The sequence below is a fragment of the Nocardioides sp. YIM 152588 genome (assembly GCF_040191335.1).
In the GTDB taxonomy this organism is placed as follows: domain Bacteria; phylum Actinomycetota; class Actinomycetes; order Propionibacteriales; family Nocardioidaceae; genus Nocardioides.
The window spans coordinates 148,307-171,314 of record NZ_JBEGDJ010000002.1 but is presented as its reverse complement, the minus strand read 5'-3'; the positions used below and the strand labels follow the sequence as shown (position 1 = coordinate 171,314).

Sequence of the window (23,008 nt, the reverse complement as noted above, 5' to 3'; positions counted from 1 at the left end):
CCTCAGCCCTCGGTGGTGCGGGCCTTCGCCAGCGCCTTCTCGATGTCGCCGGTCAGCTTCTCCGGCTTGGTGGTCGGGGCGTAGCGGTCGATCACCTGACCGTCGGGGCCGACCAGGAACTTGGCGAAGTTCCACTTGATCGCGTCGCCGAGGATCCCGCCGTGCTCGCTCTTGAGCCACCGGTACAGCGGGTGCGCGCCGTCGCCGTTCACCTCGATCTTGGCGAACATCGGGAAGCTGACCCCGAAGCTCGACTCGCAGAAGGTGGCGATCTCGTCCTCCGTGCCCGGCTCCTGGTGCCCGAACTGGTCGCACGGGAAGCCGAGGATCGTGAAGCCCTTGTCGCCGTAGGAGTCGTACAGCGCCTGCAGGCCCTGGTACTGGGGCGTCAGGCCGCACTGGGAGGCCACGTTGACGACGAGGACCACCTGGCCCTCGTACGCGGAGAGGTCGAGGTCCTGGCCGTCGATCGAGGTCGCGGAGAAGTCGTGCATCGAGGTCATGGGGCCAGTGTGGCAGGGGACCGGACACCGCGGTCCGGTACGAGCGGGGCCGGTACGACGCCCGCCACCCGGTCAGGCCGGCAGCACGCGCCGCAGGAAGTCCCGCGTCCGCTGCTCCCGCGGAGCCGCGAAGACCTGCTCCGGCGGGCCCTCCTCCAGCAGCCGGCCGCCGTCCAGGAAGCAGACGCGCGTGGCGACGTCGCGCGCGAACGACATCTCGTGGGTGGCGATCACCATCGTGGTGCCCGCCTCGGCCAGGCCGCGCACGATGCCGAGCACCTCGCCGACCAGCTCGGGGTCGAGCGCGGCGGTGATCTCGTCGAGCAGCAGCAGCCGCGGCTCGGTGCACAGCGCGCGGACCAGCGCCACCCGCTGCTGCTGGCCGCCGGAGAGCCGGTCGGGGTGCTGGTCGGCGTACTCGCCGAGTCCGAAGCGCATCAGCAGGTCCCGGGCCCGCCGCTCCGCGTCGGCCTTGGACAGGCCGTGCACCGCCCGCGGCGCGAGCGTGCAGTTGGCCAGCACCGTGCGGTGCGGGAACAGGTTGTAGGCCTGGAAGACCATGCCGATGTCGCGGCGCACCTCGCGCGGGTCGACCAGCGGGTCGGAGACCTCCCGGCCGCCGAACTCGATCACGCCGTCGTCGATCTCCTCGAGCAGGTCGAGGCAGCGCAGCAGCGTCGACTTGCCCGACCCGGACGAGCCGATCAGGCAGACGACGTCGCCCGCCTCGACGCGCAGCGAGACGTCGTCGAGGACCACCCGGTCGCCGTACGACTTGCGCAGGTTCCGTGCCTCCAGCACCACGTTCGAACGGCGGGTCACAGCGCTCCCGCCCTCTCCCGGCGCGCGATCCGCCGCGCCAGCCAGTCGCAGAGCCGGGCCAGCGGCACGGTCAGCGCGATGAAGAAGCAGGCGACGACGACGTACGGGGTGAAGTTGAAGTTGTAGTTGGCGTAGTCGCGGGCCGTGAAGAGCGCGTCGAAGAGCGACACCGAGGCGACCAGCGCCGTGTCCTTCTGCAGCGAGACGAAGTCGTTGAGCAGCGGCGGCACGACCCGGCGTACCGCCTGCGGCACCACCACGAACCGCATCGTCTGGCCGCGGGTCAGCGCCAGCGCCTCGGCGCTGGCGATCTGGGAGGGGTGCACCGACTCGATGCCGGCCCGGAACACCTCGGCGACGTAGGCGGAGTAGGAGACCACCAGCGCGGCCGTGGCCCAGAAGAAGATCGAGTTGGTGACCCCCTGCAGCCCCAGCCCGGGGATGCCGAAGACGAAGAGGAAGACCAGCAGCAGCGTCGGGATGCCGCGGACCACGTCGGTGTAGCCGGTCGCCAACCCGCGCACCGGGACCAGCCACGGCGAGCGGGACTGGCGGACCAGCGCGATCGCCAGGCCGAGGACCAGGATCAGCGGCTCGGCGATCAGGAACATCTTCACGTTGAGCCAGAAGCCGTCCACGATCGCCGGCAACGAGTCCCGCGCATGCTCCGGGTCGAAGAAGGTCGCCTGGACGCGCGGCCAGCCCGGAGAGGCGAGCAGCGCGACGGCCACGCCGGCGATCGCGACCACGCTGGCCAGCGTGGCGATCGCCGTCCGGCGTCGCCGCAGCGCCCGGCGCGCGGCGCGGCGCTCCTGCTCCCGCACGCTCGGCTGCCAGCCGCCCGCGGGGTTCACCTTGGTGGTCACCGCAGAATCATCCCGTGCCGCGCGGACCTCACTGCAGCTCGGGCACGCTCACCACGTCGGACAGCCACTCCTGCTCGATCTGGTCGAGCGTGCCGTCCTCCCTCAGGGTCTCCAGGGCGCCGTTGACGCACGGCAGCAGCTCGCTGCCCTGCTCGAAGAGCATGCCGAACTCCTCGGTCTCGCCGCCCTCGACCTGGAACTGGCCGATCAGCGTGCTCTTCGGGATCTCGACGGCGCTGATGTAGAAGGCGGTCGGCAGGTCGGCCAGGATCGCGTCGACCTGCCCGTTCTCCATCGCCTGCTTGGCCACGTTGGTGTCGTCGAAGACGAGCGGGTCGGCGTCGGGCTGGATCACGTCGCGGATCGCGGTCAGCGAGGTGGTGCCGGTCTGGGCGCCGAGCTTGAAGCCGGCGAGGTCCTCCAGGCTGGTGGCCTGCGCGGCCGGGCTGTCCTTGAGCGCGATGACGGCCTGGGCGGCGGAGTAGTAGCCCTCGGAGAAGTCGACGACCTGCTCGCGCTTGTCCGTGATGGAGATCTGGTTGATGTCGAAGTCGAAGTCGGTGCCGCCCGGCTTGAAGAGGCTGTTGAAGCCGACCTTGATCCACTCCACCTGGTCGGCGGAGAAGCCCAGCTCCTCGGCGACCGCGTAGGCGACGGCGGACTCGTAGCCCTGGCCGTTGCTCGGGTCGTTGTCGCTGAACCAGGGGTCGTACGCCGGGGAGTCGGTGCCGATGGTGAGCACGCCCGCGTTCTTCAGCGGCAGGTCCTCGACCGCGCACTCGTCCGCCGCGGCGACCTCGCCGGTGTTGTCCGTCGGCTCCTCCTCGGCGGCGCAGCCGACCAGGGCGGCACCGGCCACGCCGGCCAGGGCGAGGGACGCGAGCGAGCGGGACAGACCGTGACGACGGATCAAACGCATGATGGGGATGCTAGGGCCTCGCCACTCCGGGTGACCCGCCGGTAGCCGGATTCGGGCGCGTCGCCGCCCGGATTCCGTCCGCGTGGCCGCGGCGCGGCGTCAGAACGGCCGGGCCTGGTCCGGGTCCTCGGGGTCCTCCTCGCCGTCCGCCGACCACCGGCCCAGCCGGCGCGCGCGCCACAGCAGGACCACCAGCAGCACCAGCATCACGTCGATGACCAGCAGCACCACCCAGCCCGTCGCCGTGCCGGTCTCGCCCTCGACCGAGAAGGTCGCGGGCCGGCCCGGCACCGACCGGACGTCGACCTCGCCGGACGCCTCGGCGCTGGCGAAGGCGGCGCGGTCGACCTCCACCGGCCACAACTGCTGCTCGGGATCCAGCTCGTCGTCGTACCGGAACTGGAGGACGTAGCGCGGCCCGTCGCCACCCTCCAGGACGTTGGCGTGCACCACCTCCGCGGTGGTCTCCACCCCCGAGCGGCTCAGCCGGAACTCCGACCAGAGGTGGTGCCCGATCGGCAGGTTGACCAGGACCGCGACGAAGATCAGGCCCCACAGGACGCTGCGGCTGCGCCCCATCAGCCGGTCCCCTCCGGCGCGCCGTCCCAGGGCGTGCCCCAGGAGCCGGCGAAGGCGAAGTCGGCCACCGGCCGGCGGTCGCGCACCCGCTCCTCCTTGCTCCGGTCACGCTCGGTCGCGGTCGCCGGGTCACCCGGTACGCCGACGGCGATCCCGGTCAGCAGCCGGACGTAGGAGGGGTAACCGAGCTCCGCCGCCACCGCGTCCCGGTCGAACCCGGCGAACTGGTGGGCGTGCAGGCCCATCGCGCGCGCCTGCAGGGTCAGGTGGGCGGCCGCCTGGCCGAGGTCGTGGAACGAGTACTCGGGCTGGTCCGGGCCCTCGCCCGCCTCGTCCGCCGCGAACTGCGCCGCACCCAGGAACACCACCGACGCCCGCGGCACCCAGGTCGAGTTGCCACGGCGCAGGTGCGCGACCAGGACGGCGTGCGCCGGCGTACCGCGCTCGGCGACGAGGAACCGCCACGGCTGCATATTGCCGCGGCTGGGCGCCCACCGGGCCGCCTCCAGCAGCGCCGCGACCTGCGCGGGCTCGAGGCGGTGGGCATCGTCGAAGATGCTGGGGCTCCAGCGCGAGCGCATCGGCTCGGCGAGGACCTCGGCTCCGGGCATCGGGGCGTGGGCCGGGCTGTCGGGCATGGCGCCCAGTATCGCGAGTCCGCGCGCCAGGAGGGCATCGGTGCGCTACTTGGGAGTAACGGCCCGGCCGGATGAGAATCGGCAGGTGACTCGACCCGTTCCGACCGCCACGTCCTCGTCCAACTCCATCACCATGCGCCTGCACACGGCGCCGGACCACCGCGTGGTGGGGGCGGTCGCCACCGCGATCGCCGTGGCCGGGGGCGTGGTCACCGCGATCGACGTCACCGAGTCCGGCCACGAGCGGCTGGTCGTCGACGTGACCTGCTCCTCGGCCGACGCCGAGCACGCGCTGGTGCTGCAGACGGCCGTCGCCGGGGTGCCCGGCGTGGAGGTGCACAAGGTCAGCGACCGGACCTTCCTGCTGCACCTCGGCGGCAAGATCGAGGTGCAGTCGAAGGTCCCGCTGAAGACCCGCGACGACCTGTCGATGGCCTACACCCCCGGCGTCGGCCGGGTCTCGATGGCGCTCGCCGAGAACCCCGACGACGTCTCCCGCCTCACCGTCAAGGGCAACGCGGTGGCCGTCGTCACCGACGGCTCCGCGGTGCTCGGCCTGGGCAACATCGGCCCCGGCGCGGCCCTGCCGGTGATGGAGGGCAAGGCGGCCCTGTTCAAGCGGTTCGGCGGCGTCGACGCCTGGCCGATCTGCCTGGACACCCAGGACGTCGACGAGATCGTGCGCGCGGTCGAGCTGATCGCCCCCGGCTTCGGCGGCATCAACCTCGAGGACATCGCCGCCCCGCGCTGCTTCGAGATCGAGGCCCGGCTGCGCGAGCGCCTCGACATCCCGGTCTTCCACGACGACCAGCACGGCACCGCGATCGCCGTGCTCGCCGGCCTGACCAACGCCCTGCGGGTGGTCGGCAAGTCCCTCACCGAGAGCCGCGTCGTGGTCTCCGGCGGCGGCGCCGCCGGCACCGCCATCGTCACCCTGCTGCTCGCCGCCGGCGTCACCGACATCGTCGTCTCGGACCGGTTCGGGCTGATCGTCGCCGGCGACCCCGACCTCTCCCCCGCGCACGCCGAGCTGGCCGCGGTGACCAACCCGCGCCAGGTCCGCGGCGGGCTGCGCGACGCGCTGCAGGACGCCGACGTCTTCATCGGCGTCTCCGCGCCGAACATCCTCGAGCCGGTCTGGATCAAGGAGATGGCCGCCGACCCCATCGTCTTCGCGATGGCCAACCCGGTGCCGGAGGTCGACCCGGCCGCTGCCGCCGAGTACGCCGCCGTCGTCGCCTCGGGCCGCTCCGACTTCCCCAACCAGCTCAACAACGTGCTGGTCTTCCCCGGCGTCTTCCGCGGCCTGCTCGACGCCCGCGCCGGCCACGTCACCCTGGACCAGATGATCCGCGCCGCCGAGGCGATCGCCAACGTCGTCACCGACGACGAGCTGAACGCCTCCTACATCATCCCGAGCGTCTTCCACCACGAGGTGCACCAGGCGGTGGCGACCGCCATCTCCGGCCACTGACCGAGCCGGGGGTCGGGGCAGCCCGAACCGGGGCTCGGGGCAGGCCGAACCGGGGTTTGGGGCAGGCCGAACCGGGGCTCGGGGCAGGCCGAACCGGGGGTTAGGGCAGGCCGAACCGGGGGTTAGGGCGGCGCGGGCCCAGCGCGACGCTGCCCAAGCCGCCCTTCGGCGCGGCGCGAGCCCCGGTTCGGTGCGGCGCAGGTGCCGGTTCGGCACGGCGCGAGCCCCGGTTCGGCGCGGCGCGAGCCCCGGTTCGGCGCGGAATCGGGGTCGCGGGCGGGCCGACGGTAGGCTGACCCACGGTGCTGTGCCGGCGATGGGGCCGGCCCGCCGCAGCGTCGCCCGCGGGGCCGAGACCTCGCGCCCGGGCAGCGCACCGTCGTACGTCGTGGTCGGACCGCGTCCCGCCACGCCGCGCCTCGACGCCCGAGCCGCGACACCCGCGACCCGAAACCGGAGCCGAGCCTTGTCCCAGACTGCGCCTGCCCAGCCGGCGACCCCGCCCGAGCAGACCGTTCGTGGGGTGCTGCGCTCCCCCAAGCTGCTGCGCACCGAGGCCCTCGCCGGCCTCGTCGTCGGCCTGGCGCTGATCCCGGAGGCGATCGCCTTCTCGATCATCGCCGGCGTCGACCCCCGGGTCGGCCTCTTCGCCTCGTTCACGATGGCCGTGGCGATCTCGTTCCTGGGCGGTCGCCCGGCGATGATCTCGGCCGCCACCGGCGCTATCGCGCTGGTCATCGCGCCCGTGGTGCGCGAGTACGGCTACGACTACCTGATCGCGACCGTGCTGCTCGGCGGCCTCATCCAGATCGCGCTCGGCGCGGCCGGCGTCGCCCGGTTGATGCGCTACATCCCGCGCTCGGTGATGGTCGGCTTCGTCAACGCGCTCGCGATCCTCATCTTCTCCTCGCAGATCACCCACCTGGTCGACGTACCGTGGCTGGTCTACCCGCTGACCGCGGCCGGCGTCGCGATGATCGTGCTCTTCCCGCGGGTCAACACCGTGATCCCCGCCCCGCTCGTCGCGATCGCCGTGCTGACCGTGCTGGTCGTGGCCGGCGGGCTCAGCGTCCCGACCGTCGGCGACGAGGGCGCCCTGCCCGACAGCCTGCCGTCGTGGTTCATCCCGGACGTGCCGTTCACGATGGAGACGCTGCGGATCATCGCGCCGTACGCGCTCGGCATGGCGCTGGTCGGCCTGCTGGAGTCGCTGCTCACCGCGCAGCTCGTCGACGACATCACCGACACCCGCTCGGACAAGACCCGCGAGTCGCTCGGCCAGGGCGCCGCCAACGTGATCACCGGCTTCTTCGGCGGCATGGGCGGCTGCGCGATGATCGGCCAGACGATGATCAACGTGAAGATCTCGGGTGCCCGCACCCGCGTCTCGACCTTCCTCGCCGGCGTCTTCCTGCTGATCCTCGTGGTCGGCCTCGGCGACGTCGTGGCGATGATCCCGATGGCCGCGCTGGTCGCGGTGATGATCATGGTGTCGGTCGGCACCTTCGACTGGCACTCGATCCAGCCCTCCACGCTGCGCCGGATGCCGAAGTCGGAGACCACGGTCATGCTGACGACGGTCGCCTTCACCGTGGCCACCCACAACCTCGCCATCGGCGTGGTCGTCGGCGTCCTGGTCGCGATGACGCTGTTCGCCCGGCGGGTCGCCTCGCTGACCCAGTTGCACCGCGAGGTGATCACCGTCGACGGCGTCGCGACGGCGCACTACCGGGTCACCGGCGAGCTCTTCTTCGCCTCCAGCAACGACCTGTACGCGCAGTTCGACTACGCCGCCGACCCCGAGCAGGTCGTGATCGACCTGACCGAGTCCCACATCTGGGACGCCTCCACGGTGGCGGCGCTGGACGCGGTCACCACGAAGTACGAGCGGCACGGCACCGAGGTGCGGATCGTCGGCCTCAACCAGCCCAGCGCCGACCGGCACGAGCGGCTGACCGGGACCCTCGCCTCGCACTGACGCGGCGCGAGCCCCGGCTCGGCACGGCGCGAGCCCCGGTTCGGCACGGCGCGAGCCCCGGTTCGGCGATCAGCCCGCCCAGACCGGCGGTCGCCGCCCGGACCACGGGCGGGCGGCCTCCATCTGTCCGGCGAGCCGGAACAGGGTCGCCTCGTCGCCGTACCGGCCCAGGAAGTGGACGCCGACCGGCAGTCCGTCGGCGTCGTTCCACCACAGCGGGACCGACATCGCCGGGTTGCCGGTGATGTTGGCGACCACGCCGGCGTAGGCGGTGGTGCGACCGCCGTTGCGGAGCGCGCGCAGCGGATCCTCCGCGGTGGAGGTGATCGCCCCGATGGGCGCCGGCAGGTCCGACAGCGTCGGCGTCAGCCAGACGTCGACCCCGGCCAGGAACTCCGCCACCCTCCGGGCGAACCGCTGGAGCACCTCGACCGCCTCCAGGTAGTCGGCCGCACTCACCTTCCGTCCCGCCTCGAGGTAGGCCCAGGTCAGCGGCTCGAGGTCGTCGCCCTCGGGCGGGCGCCCGAGCTTGCGGGTCCAGTGCGCAACCACCCAGGCGATGGCGGCGTCGAGGACCGTGCCGATCGCCGCACCGACCTCGGCGGTGAGCCCCGGCAGGTTCGCCTCCACCGGCTCGTGCCCGAGGTCGGCGCACAGCGCGACGGCATCCTCGAGCGCGGCGACGCAGTCGGGGTGGGGCCGCCGACCGTCGAACCGGCGGCCGGAGAAGCCGATCCGCAGCGGCGGGGGCTCCAGCCCGACCTCGCCGGCGAACGTGCCTGCGTGCGGCGGCGCCGGGTAGGGGTCGCCCACCATCCGGCCCGCCAGCGCGTCGAGGAGGCCCGCGCTGTCGCGCACGGACCGGGTCAGCGCGTGCTCGCAGGCCCAGCCCCCGACCAGGTCGCCGAACTCGGGACCGACCGGCACCCGCGCGCGGGTCGGCTTCAGGCCGAAGACGCCGCACGCCGAGGCCGGGTAGCGCAACGATCCGCCGAGGTCGTTGCCATGCGCCATCGGCACCATCCCGGAGGCCACCGCGGCCGCCGAACCGCCGCTCGACCCACTCGTCGACCGGTCGACGTCCCAGGGGTTGCGGGTCGGGCCGCTGAGCAGCGGCTCGCAGGCGGGCACCATCCCGAACTCGGGGGCGTTGGTCTTGCCGAGGATCACCAGGCCGGACGCCCGCAACCGGCGGACCAGCTCGGTGTCGTGGGTGGAGACCACGTCACGCAGGAACCGGGAGCCCTCGTGGAACGCGACCCCCTCGACCTGCGCGGCCAGATCCTTCACCAGGAAGGGGACCCCCGCGAAATGGGCGTCCGGCTGGACCCGCTCCGCAGCCTCCAGCGCGGCGTCGAAGGCCGGAGTGATCACCGCGTTCAGGGCCGGGTCCACCCCCTCGATCCGCTCGATCGCCGCGGCGACGAGGTCGCGCGGGCGGAGCTCCCCGCGGTGCACCAACGCCGCCTGCGCGGTGGCGTCGAGGGCGGCCAGCTCGGCAACCAGGGACATGGGTCCTCCTCGCCGGTGGTCCGTCCCGACAGTTCACACCAGGTGCCCGTCCCGCGCCACCGTCCTCGGGGACGTTCGCTCCCGCTGTTCGGCGCGAGCGCCGGTTCGGCGCGGCGCGAGCCCCGGCTCGGCCTGCCCCAAGTCCCGGCTCGGCGGTCAGGGACCGGCAGGTCGGCTGTCGGGGTCCGCGGTCGGCGGGGTCGGCGCGGCGGGCGAGCTGAAGCGGCGCGCCCAGGCGACGACCGGCCGCCAGCTGCCGACGACCTTCCGGACCGTGGGGTCCTCGGAGATCACGCGGCCGAGCAGGGCCGAGGCGACCATGATCGCGGCGTACCCGATCAGCCAGCTCGAGACCGCCAGGATGATGCCGAGGGTGCCGAACTGCTCGGCGTTGTTGCGCACGTACGGCGGCATCACCAGCGCCGAGCCCTGGTTGTAGATCACGCCGAGGTAGCCGGTCAGCGCCGCGCCGAGCAGCAACCGGTGCCACGGCACGCGGCCGAAGAGCAGCGCCCAGCTCGTCACGAGCCAGACGCCCGTCATCAGCAGTCCCTGGAGGAAGAACTCGAACCCGTTGCCGAGGAGCCCGTCGAGGCCGCTGATGATGCCCTTGATCGCGGCGAAGATCTGCAGCGTCATCAGCCAGCCGATCAGCCACAGCAGGCAGCGGCGCAGGCCCGAGACGCCGCCGATGTGCTTGCACGCCCAGATCCGCTCGTACATCCGCTGGATGGCGCGGGAGAAGCTGGTCGCGGAGAAGATCGTGATCGCCAGGCCGATGTAGCCGGTGTGCGTGCGCACGGTCGCCGGGTCGAGCTCGTTCTGGATGATCGTCGTCCCCGACTTGCCGACCCCCGAGGCCGAGGAGAACTGCCCGACGGCGTCACCGACCAGGGTCGGGAAGAACGCGGACAGCACCACCAGCACCGGCACCAGCGCGAGCAGCCCCTGCGCGGCGATCAGCATGCAGCGGTCGATGAACTCGATCCGGACGAACTCACTGATCAACCGGCCGATGATCGGGATCCGGTCGACCAGGTCCTTCGCCTGGTCCCGACGCATCTGGTACGTCGACCGCCACCGCTCGCGGGTCCCGGCGATGTCCACGGTCCCTCACCTCCCGTTCCCGGCGCCGCGCGGCCGTCCGGCGGTGCGGGTGACACGGTACGCAAGCACGGCAGGGGTGCGGGGCGACGTGCCGGATCCGGAGGTGCCCGAGCCCCGGTTCGGCCTGCCCCAAGCCCCGCGTCGGCCTGCCCCAAGCCCCGGCTCGGCCTGCCCCGAGCCCCGGCTCGGCTACGTCAGCTCGCCCCAGACGCGCAGGCGCGCCATCCCGCCGTCGGGGAACACGTCGAGGCGGACCGACTCCACCGGCACGCCCTCGGCCGGCACGCCCTCGGCCGGCACGCCCTCGGCCGGCACACCCTCGGCCGGGGTGCCTCCGACCGCGAAGACGTGGCGGGTGTCGGGCTGCAGGCGGGTGCGCGGCAGCAGCGCCACCCCGTCCGCCGGGGCGTCCGCCCCGAACCCGGTCAGCGAGGCCCAGCCCGGGGCGTTGCCGACGAAGTAGCTGGTGTCGAGCTCGACGCGGCGCACCACGCCGCGGCCGGCCAGCCGCACCTCCACGAAGTCGTTGCCGTCGTCGCGGCGGCGGGCGTTCTCCCAGCCGTCGCCCATGCTGCGCGCCCGGCCGGGCAGCAGGAGCTGCGAGGCCGAGCCGTAGAAGGCGTCGGAGCAGCCGGTGATGGTGCCGCCGTTCTCCAGTGCGGCGAGGTCGACGGTGCCGGTCAGCAGCGCCGGGTCCGGGGAGGCCACCCCGTGCACCCGGAACCGCGCCACCCCGCCGTCGGGGTAGATGGTGAGCCGGACGTGGGTGACGCGACGGTCCGCGGCCTCCCCGGTGAGCTCGAAGGCGTTCTCGCAGTCGCCCTTGACCTCCACCTTCCCCAGCAGCGGGAACCAGCCGTCGATCTCCTCCGGCGACGGGTACCCCTCCACCGCGGCCCCCTCGACGGAGACGTACGGCGGGTAGTTGCCCGCGAAGTAGGCGGTGTCGACCACGACGCCGCGCACGCGCCCGGGCACCGCGAGCCGGACGATGGCGTGGTCCGAGCCGGGCTCCCGGCGGCGGCGGGTCTCCCAGCCGTCGTACACCTTGCCCTTGTGCCCGAAGTCGTCCGAGCGCTCGGCGGGGCCGGGCTTGATCAGGTTCTCCTTCTCCGCGAAGAGCTCGTCGTTCGCGAAGACCACCGCGCCGCCCAGGGCGCGGGAGGCCAGGTCCGGCAGGCTCCGGAAGTCCATCGTCATCGCAGCTTCCCTCCCAGCAGCCGCCCTCGCGGCTCCTCGTCCGTCTCGATCCTCTCCCCCAGCAGCCAGGTGCTGCGCACGCGGCCGGTCACCTCGCGGTGGTGGTACGGCGACACCGGGTTGCGGTGCTCCAGGGCCGGCGCGTCGATCGTCCACGCCTCGTCGGGCGCGAAGACCACCAGGTCGGCGTCGGCGCCGACCGCGATCCGGCCCTTGCGGCGCAGGCCGACCAGGTCGGCGGTCGCCGTCGCCATCCAGCCGACCACCTCGGCCAGCCCGATCCCGCGCTTCCGCGCGCCGCTCCACACCAGCGGCAGCCCGAGCTGGAGGGAGGCGATGCCGCCCCAGGCGGTGCGGAAGTCGCCGGTCAGCTTCAGGTCGGCCGTGGCCGGGGAGTGGTCGGAGACCACGCAGCGCAGCGTCCCGTCCTGCAGCGCGGCCCACAGCCGGTCCTGGTGGTCGCCCGACCGGATCGGCGGGCAGCACTTGAACTCGGTGGCGTCGTCGGCCACGTCCGCCTCCGACAGCGTCAGGTAGTGCGGGCAGGTCTCCGCGCTCAGCACGCCGGGGTGCGCGGCCAGCACAGCCAGCGCCTCCGCGCCCGACACGTGGACGACGTGGATCCGGCAGCCCGTCGCCTCCGCGACCTCGACCAGGCGGGCGACGGCGTCGCCCTCCGACGGGCCGGGCCGCGAGGCCAGGAAGTCGGCGTACCCGGGACCGGCGGGATCGAGGATCTGCTCGCCGTCCTCGGCGTGCACGATCAGCAGCGAGCCCAGCCGGGCGATCTCGGTCGCGGCGGCGTCGAGCTCGGTGCCGGAGAGCGGCGGGAACTCGTCCACGCCCGAGTCGAGCAGGAAGCACTTGAACCCGACCACCCCGGCCTCGTGCAGCGCGGCGAGGTCGCCGACGTTCCCGGGCACCGCTCCGCCCCAGAACCCGACGTCGACGAAGCACTGTCCCTCGGCGGCCTCGCGCTTGACCTCCAGCGCGTCGAGCGTGGTGGTGGCCGGGATCGAGTTCAGCGGCATGTCCACGATCGTGGTCACGCCGCCGGCCGCGGCCGCCCGGGTGGCGCTCGCGAAGCCCTCCCACTCGGTGCGGCCGGGCTCGTTGACGTGGACGTGGGTGTCGACCAGGCCGGGCAGCAGCACCTCGTCGTCGGCCAGCGCGATGATCCGGTCGCCGAACGACAGCTCCCGGTCGGCCCGGACCTCCTCGACGGAGGCGATCCGGCCGCCCTCGACCAGCACGTCGCGCTCGGCGATCCCCTCCGGCAGGACCGCGTTGCCACGGAAGACGATCACCCGCGCTCCACCGTCGCCTCGATCAGGCCGTAGGGCCGGTCGGCGGCGTAGAAGACCTCGCCGTCGTTCTCGATCCCGAACCGGTCGAGGTCGTACAGGAAGTGGTGCTTGTTGGGCGCGGCGAAGGAGATCTCGGCGATCTCGGCGTGCTTCTCCAGCACCGCGCTGCCCATCGCGAAGAGCGTCTGCTGCAGCGCCTTGCTGTAGTGGTCGGCGAAGGTGGCCAGAACCGTCTCGACCACCGAGGCGTACGTCGCCTCCCAGTCCACGCTCCCCGCGCCCGCGGTGGAGGCGTAGCGCCACGTGGCGACCAGCGACGTGGCCAGGATCCGGTCGTCGGCCTCCTCCAGGGTGGTGAACTCGTCGCGCAGGAAGCCCTTGAACTCCGACCCGGTGGACTTGAGGATGACCAGGTCCTTGATGCCCGAGACCACCTCGACCCCGTCCGGGCCCATCTCGACGACGGTGGTGCGCACGCCCCGGCCCGAGCGCACGAACGCGTGGTCGTGGTCGCCGATCCGCTCCCAGGCGTACTGCTCGACCGCGATCCTGGCCTCCTCCGCGGCCGGCGTCGCCTCGAGCAGCCGCGTGCCGACGGCGATCGCGTACTCCTCGACGGCGCCGGTGGCGTGCTCCTTGGCCAGCGCGAACGCGGTGTTCTTCTGGGTGTCGGTGGGCAGCACCGCCGACTGGTCGCCGACCGTGTGCGCCGCCGCGAAGTCGCCGCGCAGGCTGGTGGAGACGTTGAAGTCGTGGATCTCGTGGCGCGGGGTGTCCCGGACGATCCGCACGACGCGGTTCTCGGCCTTGCCGTACTGGTTCTTGCCGAGGCGGATGCCGCTGGTCGGAGTGGACATGTCAGGACCCCCTGTAGGTCGAGTAGGAGTACGGGCTGAGCAGCAGCGGCACGTGGTAGTGGCCGTCGTCGCTGACGGCGAACGTGATCACCACCTCGGGGTAGAACGGCGTGGCGACCTCGAAGGTCAGCCGGTAGGTCCCGTGCGGCAGCGACGCGGGGCCGAGGTCGCGGACCCGGCCGTCGTCGTCGGTGACGCCGGTCGCCTCGATCCCGGGCCCCTCCAACCGGACCGGTACGCCGGCCTTGGGCCGCCCCGCGGCGGCGTCAAGGACGTGGGTGGTCACCTGGCTCACGACGCGCCCTCCTCCGTGCCGACCGCCTTCCCCAGCCGCGACAGGGCCAGGGAGCGCATCTCGGCGCGGACCACGTCGTCCTCGCGCTCGGCGTCGTTGGCCAGCCGGAGCCTCAGCTGCTCGATGATCTCAGCGCCCGAGCGGCCCTGGGCGTGGATCAGGAAGACCCGGCCGAACCGCTCCTCGTAGGCAAGGTTGAGGTCGATCAGCTCGTCGGCCTCCGACGTCCGGACGCCGCCCTGCTCCTGCCGCGACCAGCGGGCGTGGGTGCTGGCGCCGGTCGCGCGCTCCCCGATCCGCGGGTGCGCGCGGACGGCGCGGTCCACCTCGGCCTCGGGCAGCGCGTCGAAGGCCTCGCCGGCCGCGTCGGTGAGGGCCTCCAGGTCGTCGTACGGGCCGGCGGCGAGGACCGCGTCGACCCAGGCCGGGGACTCGCAGCAGGCGAGCAGGGTGGCGGCGTCGAGATCGATCGGCTTCATGCGACTCCTCCGGTCGTGGTGAGGGCGGTCAGGTCCGCGAGGGAGTGGGAGACCTCGGCCTCGTCGACCGCGCCGCACTCGACGGCGCGGAGCACGTAGTCGGCCAGGGCCGCGGCCGTCGCCGGCTCGTCCAGGTACGTCGACGACTGCCGCCCGAGGTAGGCGTCGAGCCGCTCCGTGGCGAGCGCCAGGCCGTCGCGGAAGTAGGCGAAGGTGGCCAGGAACCGGCTGGGCAGCTGGGCCGGGAGCAGGTCCCAGCCCTGGTAGAGCCCGCGGTGCAGCGACCGGGTGACCAGGCGCGCGTGCAGCCGCCACGCCTCGGCGCGGGCGTCCCCGGCCGGCGCGACGTTGGACGAGCCGTCGCAGACGAAGACGCCGGTGCCGGCCGCGGCGGCCTGCATCACGGCCTTGGCGTGGTCGGCGACCGGGTGGTCGAGCGCCTGGTCGCGCGCGGCGATGCCGAGCGAGCGGGCGTAGTCGTAGGTGCCGTAGTGAAGCCCGGTGACCCGGCCCTCGCCGGCCTCGATCATCGCCGGCAGCGGGGCGGTGCCGTCCGGGCCGAGCACCGCCTGCGCGGTCTCGACCTGGATCTCGAAGGTGAGCGCGCCCGCGGCCAGGCCGTGCCGCTCCTCCAGCGTGCCGGCGATCAGCGTCATCGCCGCTACCTGCTCGACCGAGGTGACCTTGGGCAGCGTCAGGTGGTCGCTGTCGGGGCGGTGACCGCCGGCGCCGAGCCAGCGGTCCAGCGTCCGCAGCGCCCGGGCGCGGGTGGGCGCCTCCAGGGACTTGAACCGGATCCCCTGCTCGGGCGCCTGCGCGGCGAACGCGGCCACCCGGTCGATCTCGGCGTCCTCGACATCGTCGGGACGCACGCCGTAGCCGTCCTCGAAGTCGATCCGCAGGTCGTCGACCGGCCGCTCGGCCAGCCGGACCCGCACCCGCTCGACGACCTCGGGATCGGCGCCGAGCACGTCGGCGCACTCGTCGAGCAGCGCGGCGGCCTGGGCGCCGTACCGGGCGACGGTGTCGGCGTCGTACCGGTCGGCGGGCACGTAGACGGTGTGCACCGGCTGCGGCGCCCGCGGCCTCGTACGCCGGCGCGCCAGCGTGGCGTCCGCGTCGGCGAGCAGTGCGTCGACCCGCCCGGCGAGCGTGGCGAGGTCCCCGGCCGACCGCTCAGCCATCGATCGCCTCGTAGGCGGGCAGGGTCAGGAAGTCGACGTACTCCTCGTCGAGGACGACCCGCTCGAAGATCGGGCGGGCTTCGGCGACCTGGTCGCCCAGCGCGGCGGCGACCTCGTCGATCGTCGCGGCGACCAGCTCGCGGGTGATGGTGCGGCCGTCGTCGAGCGTGGAGCCGTTGTAGATCCACTGCCAGAGCTGGGAGCGGGAGATCTCCGCGGTGGCGGCGTCCTCCATCAGGTTGTGGATCGCGACCGCGCCCTGGCCGCGCAGCCAGGCGGCGAGGTAGAGCAGCGCGACCTCGACGTTGAGCCGCATCCCGTCGTAGGTGATGGCGCCGCCCGCGGAGGCGACGTCGAGCAGGTCGCTGGCCGTCACCGACACGTCGTCGCGCTGCCGGTCGAGCTGGTTGGGGCGGTCGCCGAGGACCGCGTCGAAGGCCTCGACGCAGATCGGCACCAGGTCGGGGTGGGCCACCCAGGAGCCGTCGAAGCCCTGGCCCGCCTCGCGCTCCTTGTCGGCCTTGACCTGGGCGAACGCCTTCGCGTTGACCTCGGCGTCGCGGCGGCTCGGGATGAACGCGGACATGCCGCCCATCGCGAAGGCGCCGCGGCGGTGGCAGGTCTTGACCAGCAGCTCGGCGTAGGAGCGCATGAACGGCACGGTCATCGAGACGCTGGCGCGGTCGGGGAGGACGAACTCGGGGCCGGCGTCGCGGTGGCACTTGATCATCGAGAACAGGTAGTCCCAGCGGCCGGCGTTGAGCCCGGAGGCGTGCTCGCGCAGCTCGTAGAGGATCTCCTCCATCTCGAAGGCGGCCGGCACCGTCTCGATCAGCACGGTGGCGCGGATGGTGCCGCGCGGGATGCCGAGCGCGTCCTGGGCGTGGTTGAAGACGTCGTTCCAGAGCCGCGCCTCGAGGTGGCTCTCCATCTTGGGCAGGTAGAAGTACGGCCCGCTGCCCTGGCGGAGCAGCTCGGCGGCGTTGTGGAAGACGTAGAGGCCGAAGTCGACCAGCGCGCCGGCCAGCGGGACGTCTCCGGCCGTGCCGAGGTCGAGGTGCCGCTCGTCCAGGTGCCAGCCGCGCGGGCGCATCACGATCGTGGCCAGCCGGCCCTCGTCCAGCGCGTAGGACTTGCCCTCGGCGGAGGTGAAGTCGACCTGCCGGCGGATCGCGTCGTAGAGGTTGACCTGCCCGCCGACCACGTTGGACCAGTGCGGGGTGCTGGCGTCCTCGAGGTCGGCCAGCCAGACCCGGGCGCCCGAGTTGAGCGCGTTGATCGTCATCTTCCGGTCGCACGGGCCGGTGATCTCCACCCGCCGGTCCTGCAGGTCGGTGGGCGCGGGCGCCACCGTCCACGCGGACTCGCGGACCTCGGTGGTCTCGGGCAGGAAGCCGAGCGGCAGGCCGCGGCGGGCCGAGCGGGCGACCAGCAGCTGCTGGCGGCGTACGCCGAAGGCCTCGTGCAGCGAGCGGACGAAGTCGAGCGCGGGCTCGGTGAGGATGCGCTCGGCGCCCTCGACGCTCGGAGTGGTGTGGTCGGACATGCGGTGCAGGGTCCTTTCGCGGTCGCGGATCGGATGAGCTGCGGACCCCCGGGGTCGGTCGGGTGGCGACCCGGTGGGTGAAGCTGTGGTGGGCTCGTCTCCGTCTGACGGTAGACGCATGCGGCGCATGGGCCGGGCGAGCGCGTGCTCGACCAGCACCCTCGGCCGGGCCGGGACGCGGACCGCGATCGCGGACGGCGCCTGCTGCCGATCGTGCCGACGCAGCGGGTGCCGGGTGAGGTCCACCGGGTCGGCGTGGCCCACCGAGCGCAGCTGTTCGCCGACAAGCGACCACGTGGCCAGGACCCTAGCAGCCGGTCGGCGCCGTGATCGGCCGGGCCGCGGCCGCCTCCTCCAGCGCCAGCACCTCGGCCGCCACGTCCACGGCGATCGCCGCGGGCTGCTTGCTACGCAGCGTCCCCGCGCCGATCGGGCACCGGATCTTGTCGACGTCGGCGTCGTCGTGGCCGGCCGCGCGGAGCTGCCCGCGGAACCGGCTCCACTTCGCCGAGGAGCCGATCAGCCCGATCGCGCCGAGGTGCGGCGCCCGCAGGGCGGCGTCGCAGATGGCGAGGTCCTCGGCGTGGTCGTGGGTCATCACCAGCACCTGGGCGCCGCTCGGCAGGTCGGCGATCGCCGCCTCCGGCAGCACCGGGAAGTGGCGGGTCTCGACGCGGGCGACGGCCCCGGCGACGGCCGCGGCCAGGTCGGGCGAGGCGAGCACCTCGGCGCGGGAGTCGACCAGGTAGAGGTCGAGGTCGAAGCGGGCCAGGATCCGGGCCAGCTCGAGGCCGACGTGGCCCGCGCCGAACACCGCCACCGCCGGCACGACGGCGAGCGGCTCGATCAGCAGCGTCACCTCTCCGCCGCAGCACTGGACGCCGTGCTGGTACTCCGCCTTGTCCGAGAGCGCGACCGTCATCGTCTCCGGCCCCGGGCGCGAGTCGGCAGAAACTTTCTGCCGACTCGGCGCCTCGGCGAGCTCGCGGGCGCGCCGGATCGCGACCTCCTCCACGTTGCCGCCTCCGACCGACCCCCAGGTGCGGTCGGGCCCGACCACCATCTTCGCGCCGGCCTCCCGCGGGGCGTGCCCGCGCGCCTCGACCACGGTGACGAGCGCGCCGGGCAGGCGGCCCCGGCGGAGCTCGGTCACCCCGTCGATCCAGGTCATCACAGGGGTGTCCCGGCCAGGTCCGGCAGGTCGTCGGCGATGGTCATCGTCCGGCGGGCGGCGTCGAGGGCCCAGTAGACCGCCTCGGGGGTGGCCGGCGAGGCCAGCTCCACCGCGCGGCCCTCCGGCCCGAACGCGGCGGCCGCCTCGCGCAGCGCCTCGCGGACCGAGAACGCCAGCATCAGCGGCGGCTCCCCGACCGCCTTGGAGCCGTGCACGACACCGGACTCCGTCGCCTCGGGCAGGAAGTCGACGTTGAGCACCTCAGGGAGCTCCGAGAGGCTCGGCAGCTTGTAGGTGCTGGCCGCGTTGGTGAGCAGGCGCCCGCGGCCCGGCCCGTCGCCCTCGTCCCAGCGCAGGTCCTCCAGCGTCAGCCAGCCCACGCCCTGGAGGAAGCCGCCCTCGACCTGGCCCCTGTCCACCAGCGGCGAGAGGCTGTCGCCGACGTCGTGGACGATGTCCACCCGGCGTACGACGTAGGCGCCGGTGAAGCCGTCCACCTCGACCTCGGACGCGGCGACGCCGTAGGCGAAGTACTTGAACGGGTGGCCGCTCATCGTGGCGGCGTCCCAGCTCAGGCCCTCGGTCCGGTAGAAGCCGGCGGCGGAGAGCTGGATCCGGGAGAGGTAGGCGGTCCTGACGCGCTCCTCCCAGGTCTCGCCCTGGATGCCGGCGATCCGCTCCAGGATCTGCTCGCAGGCGTTCTTGATCGCGGCACCGTTGAGGTCGGCGCCCGAGGAGGCGGCGGTGGCCGAGGTGTTGGGCACCTTGTCGGTCCGCGTCGGCGCCAGCCGCACCTTCTCCAGCGGCAGGCCGAGCGTGGTCGCGGCGACCTGGAGCATCTTGGTGTGCAGTCCCTGGCCCATCTCGGTGCCGCCGTGGTTGATCAGCACCGACCCGTCCTTGTAGACGTGGACCAGCGCGCCCGCCTGGTTGAACGCGGTGAAGTTGAACGAGATGCCGAACTTGACCGGGGTGACCGCCAGCGCGCGCTTGCGGTGCGGGTGCGCGGCGTTGAAGGCCTCGATCTCCTCGCGCCGGGCGGCGAGGCCGCCGGACGCCTCGACCTGGTCCCAGGCGAGCGCGAGCCGCTCCGGGTGCCGGACCGGCTGGCCGTACGGCGTCTCCTGGCCCTCGACGTAGAAGTTGGCGCGCCGCAGCTCGCCGGGATCGATCCCGAGCAGCGGCGCGCAGCGGCCGAGGATGTCCTCGATGACGAGCATCCCCTGCGGGCCGCCGAAACCGCGGAACGCGGTCTGGGAGGTCTTGTGGGTGCGCGCGACGCGGCCGGCGGCCCGGACGTTCGGGATCCAGTAGGCGTTGTCGATGTGGCACAGCGCGCGGGAGAGCACCGGCTCGGAGAGGTCGAGGCTCCAGCCGCCGTCGGCGGTCAGGGTGGTGTCGAGGGCGAGGATCCGGCCCTCGTCGTCGAAGCCGATCCGCCACGACGCGTGGAAGCCGTGCCGCTTGCCGGTCATGGTCATGTCCTGGGCGCGGGTCAGCCGGACCAGCACGGGCCGGCCGGTCAGCCGGGCGCCCAGGGCGGCGACCGCGGCGAACCCGTGCGGCTGCATCTCCTTGCCGCCGAAGCCTCCGCCCATCCGCAGGCACTGCACCGTCACCTCGTGGCTGTGCAGCCCGAGCACGTGGGCGACGATCTCCTGCGTCTCGGTCGGGTGCTGGGTGCTGGACTGGACGAAGACCTGTCCGGCCTCGTCGACCTGCGCGAGCGAGGCGTGGGTCTCCAGGTAGAAGTGCTCCTGGCCCGCGAACTCGGTCACGCCCGTGTAGACGTGGGTCGCGGCGCCGAAGCCGGCGACCAGGTCGCCGCGCTCGGAGCAGAGCGCCGTCCCCTGGAAGGAGTCGGCCTCGATCGCCTCGCGGACGGTGACGAGCGAGGGCAGCGGCCGGTAGTCGGCCTCGACCGCGGCGGCGCCGAGCCGCGCGGCCTCCAGCGTCTCACCGAGCACCCAGGCGACGGCGTGGCCGTGGAACATCACCTCGTCGGGGAAGAGCGGCTCGTCGTGCTTGGTGCCCGCGTCGTTGACCCCGGGGACGTCCGATCCGGTCAGCACCTGTACGACGCCCGCGACCGCGTACGCCGGCGCGACGTCGAGCCGGGTGACCCGGGCGTGGACGTGCGGCGCCTGGACGGGGTGGGCGTGCAGCGTGCCGGGCAGCCGGCCGGCCAGGTCGTCGGTGTAGAGGGCCTCGCCGGTGACGTGGGCGGCGGCGCTCTCGTGCGGGATCGGGGCGCCCACCCCCTTGCTCGCGCTCATGCCGGGCTCCCCTCTGCCTGCCCCGCTCGTTCGAGCTCGGCGTGGAACCGGAGCAGCGCCTGGCCGAGCATCGCGGTCCGGTAGGCGGCGCTGGCCCGGTGGTCGTCCATCGGGGTGCCCTCGCCGGCGAGCACGGCGGCGGCGCGCTCGACGGTCGCCTCCGTCCAGGGCTGGTCGACCAGGGCGGCCTCGGTGGCGAGCGCGCGGATCGGCGTGGCGGCGACCCCGCCGAGGCCGATCCGGGCGCCCCGCACGACGCTGGCGCCGTCGGGTCCGGCGGGGGCCAGGTCGAGGGCGATCGCCACGGCGACGCTGGAGATGTCGTCGAAGCGGCGCTTGGCGATCTTGTGGAAGGCGGTCGCGCCGGCGAGCGGGAGCGGGACGCGGACGGCGCGGATCAGCTCGTCCGGGCGTCGTACCGAGGTGCGGTAGCCGGTGAAGTAGTGGTCGAGGCGGACCGTCCGCTCCGCCACACCGTCCGGGCCGTCGAGGGAGGCCAGCACGACCTCGGCGTCGAGGGCCAGCAGCGCCGGGGCGAGGTCGCCGATCGGGGAGCCGGTGCCGAGGTTGCCGCCGATGGTGGCGGTGTTGCGGATCAGCCGGGAGGCGAACTGCGGCAGCGTCTGCGCCAGCAGCGGCAGCCGCCCGTCGAGGCGGCGCTCGACCTCGGTGAGGGTGAGCGCGGCACCGATCTCGACGTGGTCCTCGCCCCAGGCCAGCTTGCGCAGCTCGGGGAGGCGGTCGACGGCGACCACCCGCTCGTGGCGGGTGCCGCGGATGTTGGCCTCCACCCCGGCGTCGGTCCAGCCCGCGACGACGGCCGCGTCCGGGTCCTCGGCCAGGAGCCGCAGCGCGGCGGGGAGCGCCGCCGGGCGCACGAACCAGCCGGTGGGCGCCGCGGGCACGGCCGGCGGCTCCTCCCGGGTGCGGGCCAGCAGCGGGTCGTCGGCCTCGGCCGCGCCGAGCGCCTCGGCGGCCTCGACGATCGGCCGGTAGCCGGTGCAGCGGCACAGGTTGCCGCTGAGCGCGTGGTGGTCGAAGTGCTCCCGGCCGGGGCGGTAGTACTCGGCGGCCATCGAGCAGATGAACCCCGGCGTGCAGTACCCGCACTGGGAGCCGCCGCGCACCGCCATCTCCCGCTGCACCGGGTGCAGCCCCTCCGGACCGGCGGCGGTGCCCAGCCCCTCGGCGGTGCGCACCTCCTGGCCGGCCAGCGCCGCGGCGGGCATCAGGCAGGCGTTGACGGCGACCCACTCGGTCGGGTGCCCGTCGGCCGCGGCCGCCGCGGGCCGGGCGACCAGCACCGCGCACGCCCCGCACTCGCCCTCGGCGCACCCCTCCTTCGCACCCGTCAGCCCGCGCCCGCGCAGCCAGTCCAGCGCGTTCTGGTGCGCGGGCGCCGTGGCCGTCGTCGGCACGCCGTTGACCAGCGCAGAGACCTCCATGTCGCACCCCCGTCTTCCGTCGGAACGGCCAACCGTCTCATCGACCGCGGTGGGCCGGTGGGACGTCGGCACAGGTGAAACATCGATTTTATGTCCCGGCGACGACCGCGGGCACAGAAGGACAGCCGAGGGGGTCCCCCACGCGGGGGATGGCAGCGGGGGCGAGCCGCGGCTACCGTCGAACGACCTGGCGCCACGAGTCGAGGACGCAGCCGATGCCCACTCCCTCCATCACCCGCCGAGGCACCGCGGCAACGCTCGCCGCGCTCGCGCTCACCCTCGTGCTGGTCACGCTCGCCGGCCCGGCGACCGGCGCGCCGCCGACGGCGGTCCGGGGCGCCGACCCGAGCACCGCGGCCGCGCGCGCCGCGAGCCTCAAGCCGTCGTTCAAGCAGCTCGCCGGCAAGTACTACGGGCACACGCGGAGCCTGCGGATCACGAAGAAGGGCCGGGCCCGCACGGTCGTCTACTCGGGGTGCTGCACGGAGATCAGCGACATCAAGTACCGGCTCACGCACCTCAGGAAGAAGGGCAAGCGCCTGCTCGCGCGGGCGACCGTGAAGAAGGTCGTCTACTTCAACCCGGACTACGGCAACGCGCCCCAGGTCGGCAAGCGCTACCGGCTCCGCTACCGGGTCCCGAAGGACATCGCCAGCCTCGCCGGGCTGCCCTACTGCGGCGAGGACGCCGAGGTCGGCGCCTGCGGCGCCTGACGGCGCGGGTGGCCGGGGCGGGGGCGCGTCGGGGGCGCGTCGTCACATCCAGATTGGCCCCGTTCCGGCCGATTCAGGGGCCAATCCGGATGTGACGACGCCCAAGACCGACCCCCGGCGGGAATCGGGCGCGA

21 protein-coding genes are annotated in these 23,008 nt (G+C 73.5%); 3 read left to right on the top strand and 18 right to left on the bottom strand.

Going from position 1 to position 23,008, the window contains the following annotated elements:
* Positions 1 to 2: 2 nt before the first annotated feature.
* The 6 genes from ABLM29_RS02515 to ABLM29_RS02490 form a co-directional block, all read right to left on the bottom strand.
* Entirely contained in the window at positions 3 to 503 is a 501-nt protein-coding gene (locus tag ABLM29_RS02515) for a glutathione peroxidase (RefSeq protein WP_349712101.1), read from the bottom strand.
* Between the two features lie 72 nt (positions 504 to 575).
* A complete protein-coding gene (locus ABLM29_RS02510) occupies positions 576 to 1,325 on the bottom strand; it encodes an amino acid ABC transporter ATP-binding protein (protein WP_349712099.1) in 750 nt (249 codons plus the stop codon).
* Positions 1,322 to 2,191, bottom strand: a complete 870-nt coding sequence (locus ABLM29_RS02505) for an amino acid ABC transporter permease (protein WP_349712097.1) — start codon at positions 2,189 to 2,191, stop codon at positions 1,322 to 1,324. Before ABLM29_RS02505 ends, ABLM29_RS02510 begins: the two co-directional genes overlap by 4 nt.
* A 28-nt stretch (positions 2,192 to 2,219) precedes the next feature.
* The gene (locus ABLM29_RS02500) at positions 2,220 to 3,110 is read right to left on the bottom strand and encodes an ABC transporter substrate-binding protein (protein ID WP_349712096.1); all 891 of its coding nucleotides are present in this window, start codon (positions 3,108 to 3,110) and stop codon (positions 2,220 to 2,222) included.
* 99 nt (positions 3,111 to 3,209) lie between these two features.
* Positions 3,210 to 3,689, bottom strand: coding sequence for a hypothetical protein (locus ABLM29_RS02495; RefSeq protein ID WP_349712094.1), 480 nt, complete (start codon positions 3,687 to 3,689; stop codon positions 3,210 to 3,212).
* Entirely contained in the window at positions 3,689 to 4,327 is a 639-nt protein-coding gene (locus ABLM29_RS02490) for a nitroreductase family protein (protein WP_349712093.1), read from the bottom strand. Before ABLM29_RS02490 ends, ABLM29_RS02495 begins: the two co-directional genes overlap by 1 nt.
* 133 nt (positions 4,328 to 4,460) lie before the next feature.
* On the opposite strand from ABLM29_RS02490, the gene ABLM29_RS02485 reads away from it, so the two are divergent.
* Positions 4,461 to 5,801 (top strand): NAD-dependent malic enzyme, encoded by a 1,341-nt coding sequence (locus ABLM29_RS02485; RefSeq protein ID WP_349712170.1) that lies wholly within the window; start codon positions 4,461 to 4,463, stop codon positions 5,799 to 5,801.
* 523 nt (positions 5,802 to 6,324) lie between these two features.
* Positions 6,325 to 7,779, top strand: a complete 1,455-nt coding sequence (locus ABLM29_RS02480) for a SulP family inorganic anion transporter (RefSeq protein WP_349712092.1) — start codon at positions 6,325 to 6,327, stop codon at positions 7,777 to 7,779.
* Between the two features lie 69 nt (positions 7,780 to 7,848).
* Here the strand turns inward: ABLM29_RS02480 and ABLM29_RS02475 are convergent, their stop codons facing one another.
* From ABLM29_RS02475 to ABLM29_RS02420, 12 genes are all read right to left on the bottom strand, one after another.
* Positions 7,849 to 9,291 carry an amidase gene (locus ABLM29_RS02475; RefSeq protein WP_349712091.1) on the bottom strand — a complete coding sequence of 481 codons (1,443 nt, stop codon included), beginning with the start codon at positions 9,289 to 9,291 and terminating at the stop codon, positions 7,849 to 7,851.
* Between the two features lie 156 nt (positions 9,292 to 9,447).
* Positions 9,448 to 10,398 carry a YhjD/YihY/BrkB family envelope integrity protein gene (locus ABLM29_RS02470; RefSeq protein ID WP_349712089.1) on the bottom strand — a complete coding sequence of 317 codons (951 nt, stop codon included), beginning with the start codon at positions 10,396 to 10,398 and terminating at the stop codon, positions 9,448 to 9,450.
* A 189-nt stretch (positions 10,399 to 10,587) separates the two neighbouring features.
* A complete protein-coding gene (gene alc, locus ABLM29_RS02465) occupies positions 10,588 to 11,598 on the bottom strand; it encodes an allantoicase (RefSeq protein ID WP_349712087.1) in 1,011 nt (336 codons plus the stop codon).
* Entirely contained in the window at positions 11,595 to 12,905 is a 1,311-nt protein-coding gene (gene allB / locus ABLM29_RS02460; RefSeq protein ID WP_349712085.1) for an allantoinase AllB, read from the bottom strand. Before allB ends, alc begins: the two co-directional genes overlap by 4 nt.
* A complete protein-coding gene (gene pucL / locus ABLM29_RS02455) occupies positions 12,902 to 13,762 on the bottom strand; it encodes a factor-independent urate hydroxylase (protein WP_349712083.1) in 861 nt (286 codons plus the stop codon). The genes allB and pucL overlap by 4 nt, the downstream gene beginning before the upstream one ends.
* Position 13,763: 1 nt before the next feature.
* On the bottom strand, positions 13,764 to 14,057 hold the full coding sequence (gene uraH, locus ABLM29_RS02450) for a hydroxyisourate hydrolase (RefSeq protein WP_349712081.1): 294 nt from the start codon (positions 14,055 to 14,057) through the stop codon (positions 13,764 to 13,766).
* Positions 14,054 to 14,536 carry a 2-oxo-4-hydroxy-4-carboxy-5-ureidoimidazoline decarboxylase gene (gene uraD / locus ABLM29_RS02445; RefSeq protein ID WP_349712079.1) on the bottom strand — a complete coding sequence of 161 codons (483 nt, stop codon included), beginning with the start codon at positions 14,534 to 14,536 and terminating at the stop codon, positions 14,054 to 14,056. The genes uraH and uraD overlap by 4 nt, the downstream gene beginning before the upstream one ends.
* The gene (locus ABLM29_RS02440) at positions 14,533 to 15,720 is read right to left on the bottom strand and encodes a DUF6986 family protein (protein WP_349712077.1); all 1,188 of its coding nucleotides are present in this window, start codon (positions 15,718 to 15,720) and stop codon (positions 14,533 to 14,535) included. The genes uraD and ABLM29_RS02440 overlap by 4 nt, the downstream gene beginning before the upstream one ends.
* A complete protein-coding gene (gene aceB, locus ABLM29_RS02435) occupies positions 15,713 to 17,266 on the bottom strand; it encodes a malate synthase A (RefSeq protein ID WP_349712075.1) in 1,554 nt (517 codons plus the stop codon). Before aceB ends, ABLM29_RS02440 begins: the two co-directional genes overlap by 8 nt.
* A 307-nt stretch (positions 17,267 to 17,573) precedes the next feature.
* Positions 17,574 to 18,437 (bottom strand): xanthine dehydrogenase accessory protein XdhC, encoded by an 864-nt coding sequence (xdhC, locus tag ABLM29_RS02430; protein WP_349712073.1) that lies wholly within the window; start codon positions 18,435 to 18,437, stop codon positions 17,574 to 17,576.
* Positions 18,437 to 20,716: a xanthine dehydrogenase molybdopterin binding subunit gene (locus ABLM29_RS02425; protein WP_349712071.1), complete on the bottom strand. Its 2,280-nt coding sequence runs from the start codon at positions 20,714 to 20,716 to the stop codon at positions 18,437 to 18,439. The genes xdhC and ABLM29_RS02425 overlap by 1 nt, the downstream gene beginning before the upstream one ends.
* Complete coding sequence (locus ABLM29_RS02420; RefSeq protein WP_349712069.1) at positions 20,713 to 22,161, bottom strand: xanthine dehydrogenase small subunit; 1,449 nt, start codon at positions 22,159 to 22,161, stop codon at positions 20,713 to 20,715. The genes ABLM29_RS02425 and ABLM29_RS02420 overlap by 4 nt, the downstream gene beginning before the upstream one ends.
* Before the next feature lie 215 nt (positions 22,162 to 22,376).
* On the opposite strand from ABLM29_RS02420, the gene ABLM29_RS02415 reads away from it, so the two are divergent.
* A complete protein-coding gene (locus ABLM29_RS02415) occupies positions 22,377 to 22,874 on the top strand; it encodes a hypothetical protein (RefSeq protein ID WP_349712067.1) in 498 nt (165 codons plus the stop codon).
* Positions 22,875 to 23,008 lie beyond the last annotated feature (134 nt).

What these genes read in the sequence shown, in the direction of transcription:
- ABLM29_RS02490 (WP_349712093.1), bottom strand. Translation starts at nt 4,327, where the DNA reads ATGCCCGACAGCCCGGCCCACGCCCCGATGCCCGGAGCCGAGGTCCTC.
- ABLM29_RS02500 (WP_349712096.1), bottom strand. Translation starts at nt 3,110, where the DNA reads ATGCGTTTGATCCGTCGTCACGGTCTGTCCCGCTCGCTCGCGTCCCTC.
- ABLM29_RS02415 (WP_349712067.1), top strand. Translation starts at nt 22,377, where the DNA reads ATGCCCACTCCCTCCATCACCCGCCGAGGCACCGCGGCAACGCTCGCC.
- xdhC (WP_349712073.1), bottom strand. Translation starts at nt 18,437, where the DNA reads ATGACCTGGATCGACGGGGTGACCGAGCTCCGCCGGGGCCGCCTGCCC.
- alc (WP_349712087.1), bottom strand. Translation starts at nt 11,598, where the DNA reads ATGACGATGGACTTCCGGAGCCTGCCGGACCTGGCCTCCCGCGCCCTG.
- ABLM29_RS02440 (WP_349712077.1), bottom strand. Translation starts at nt 15,720, where the DNA reads ATGGCTGAGCGGTCGGCCGGGGACCTCGCCACGCTCGCCGGGCGGGTC.
- ABLM29_RS02475 (WP_349712091.1), bottom strand. Translation starts at nt 9,291, where the DNA reads ATGTCCCTGGTTGCCGAGCTGGCCGCCCTCGACGCCACCGCGCAGGCG.
- aceB (WP_349712075.1), bottom strand. Translation starts at nt 17,266, where the DNA reads ATGTCCGACCACACCACTCCGAGCGTCGAGGGCGCCGAGCGCATCCTC.
- pucL (WP_349712083.1), bottom strand. Translation starts at nt 13,762, where the DNA reads ATGTCCACTCCGACCAGCGGCATCCGCCTCGGCAAGAACCAGTACGGC.
- ABLM29_RS02485 (WP_349712170.1), top strand. Translation starts at nt 4,461, where the DNA reads ATGCGCCTGCACACGGCGCCGGACCACCGCGTGGTGGGGGCGGTCGCC.
- ABLM29_RS02420 (WP_349712069.1), bottom strand. Translation starts at nt 22,161, where the DNA reads ATGGAGGTCTCTGCGCTGGTCAACGGCGTGCCGACGACGGCCACGGCG.
- uraD (WP_349712079.1), bottom strand. Translation starts at nt 14,536, where the DNA reads ATGAAGCCGATCGATCTCGACGCCGCCACCCTGCTCGCCTGCTGCGAG.
- ABLM29_RS02515 (WP_349712101.1), bottom strand. Translation starts at nt 503, where the DNA reads ATGACCTCGATGCACGACTTCTCCGCGACCTCGATCGACGGCCAGGAC.
- ABLM29_RS02495 (WP_349712094.1), bottom strand. Translation starts at nt 3,689, where the DNA reads ATGGGGCGCAGCCGCAGCGTCCTGTGGGGCCTGATCTTCGTCGCGGTC.
- ABLM29_RS02425 (WP_349712071.1), bottom strand. Translation starts at nt 20,716, where the DNA reads ATGAGCGCGAGCAAGGGGGTGGGCGCCCCGATCCCGCACGAGAGCGCC.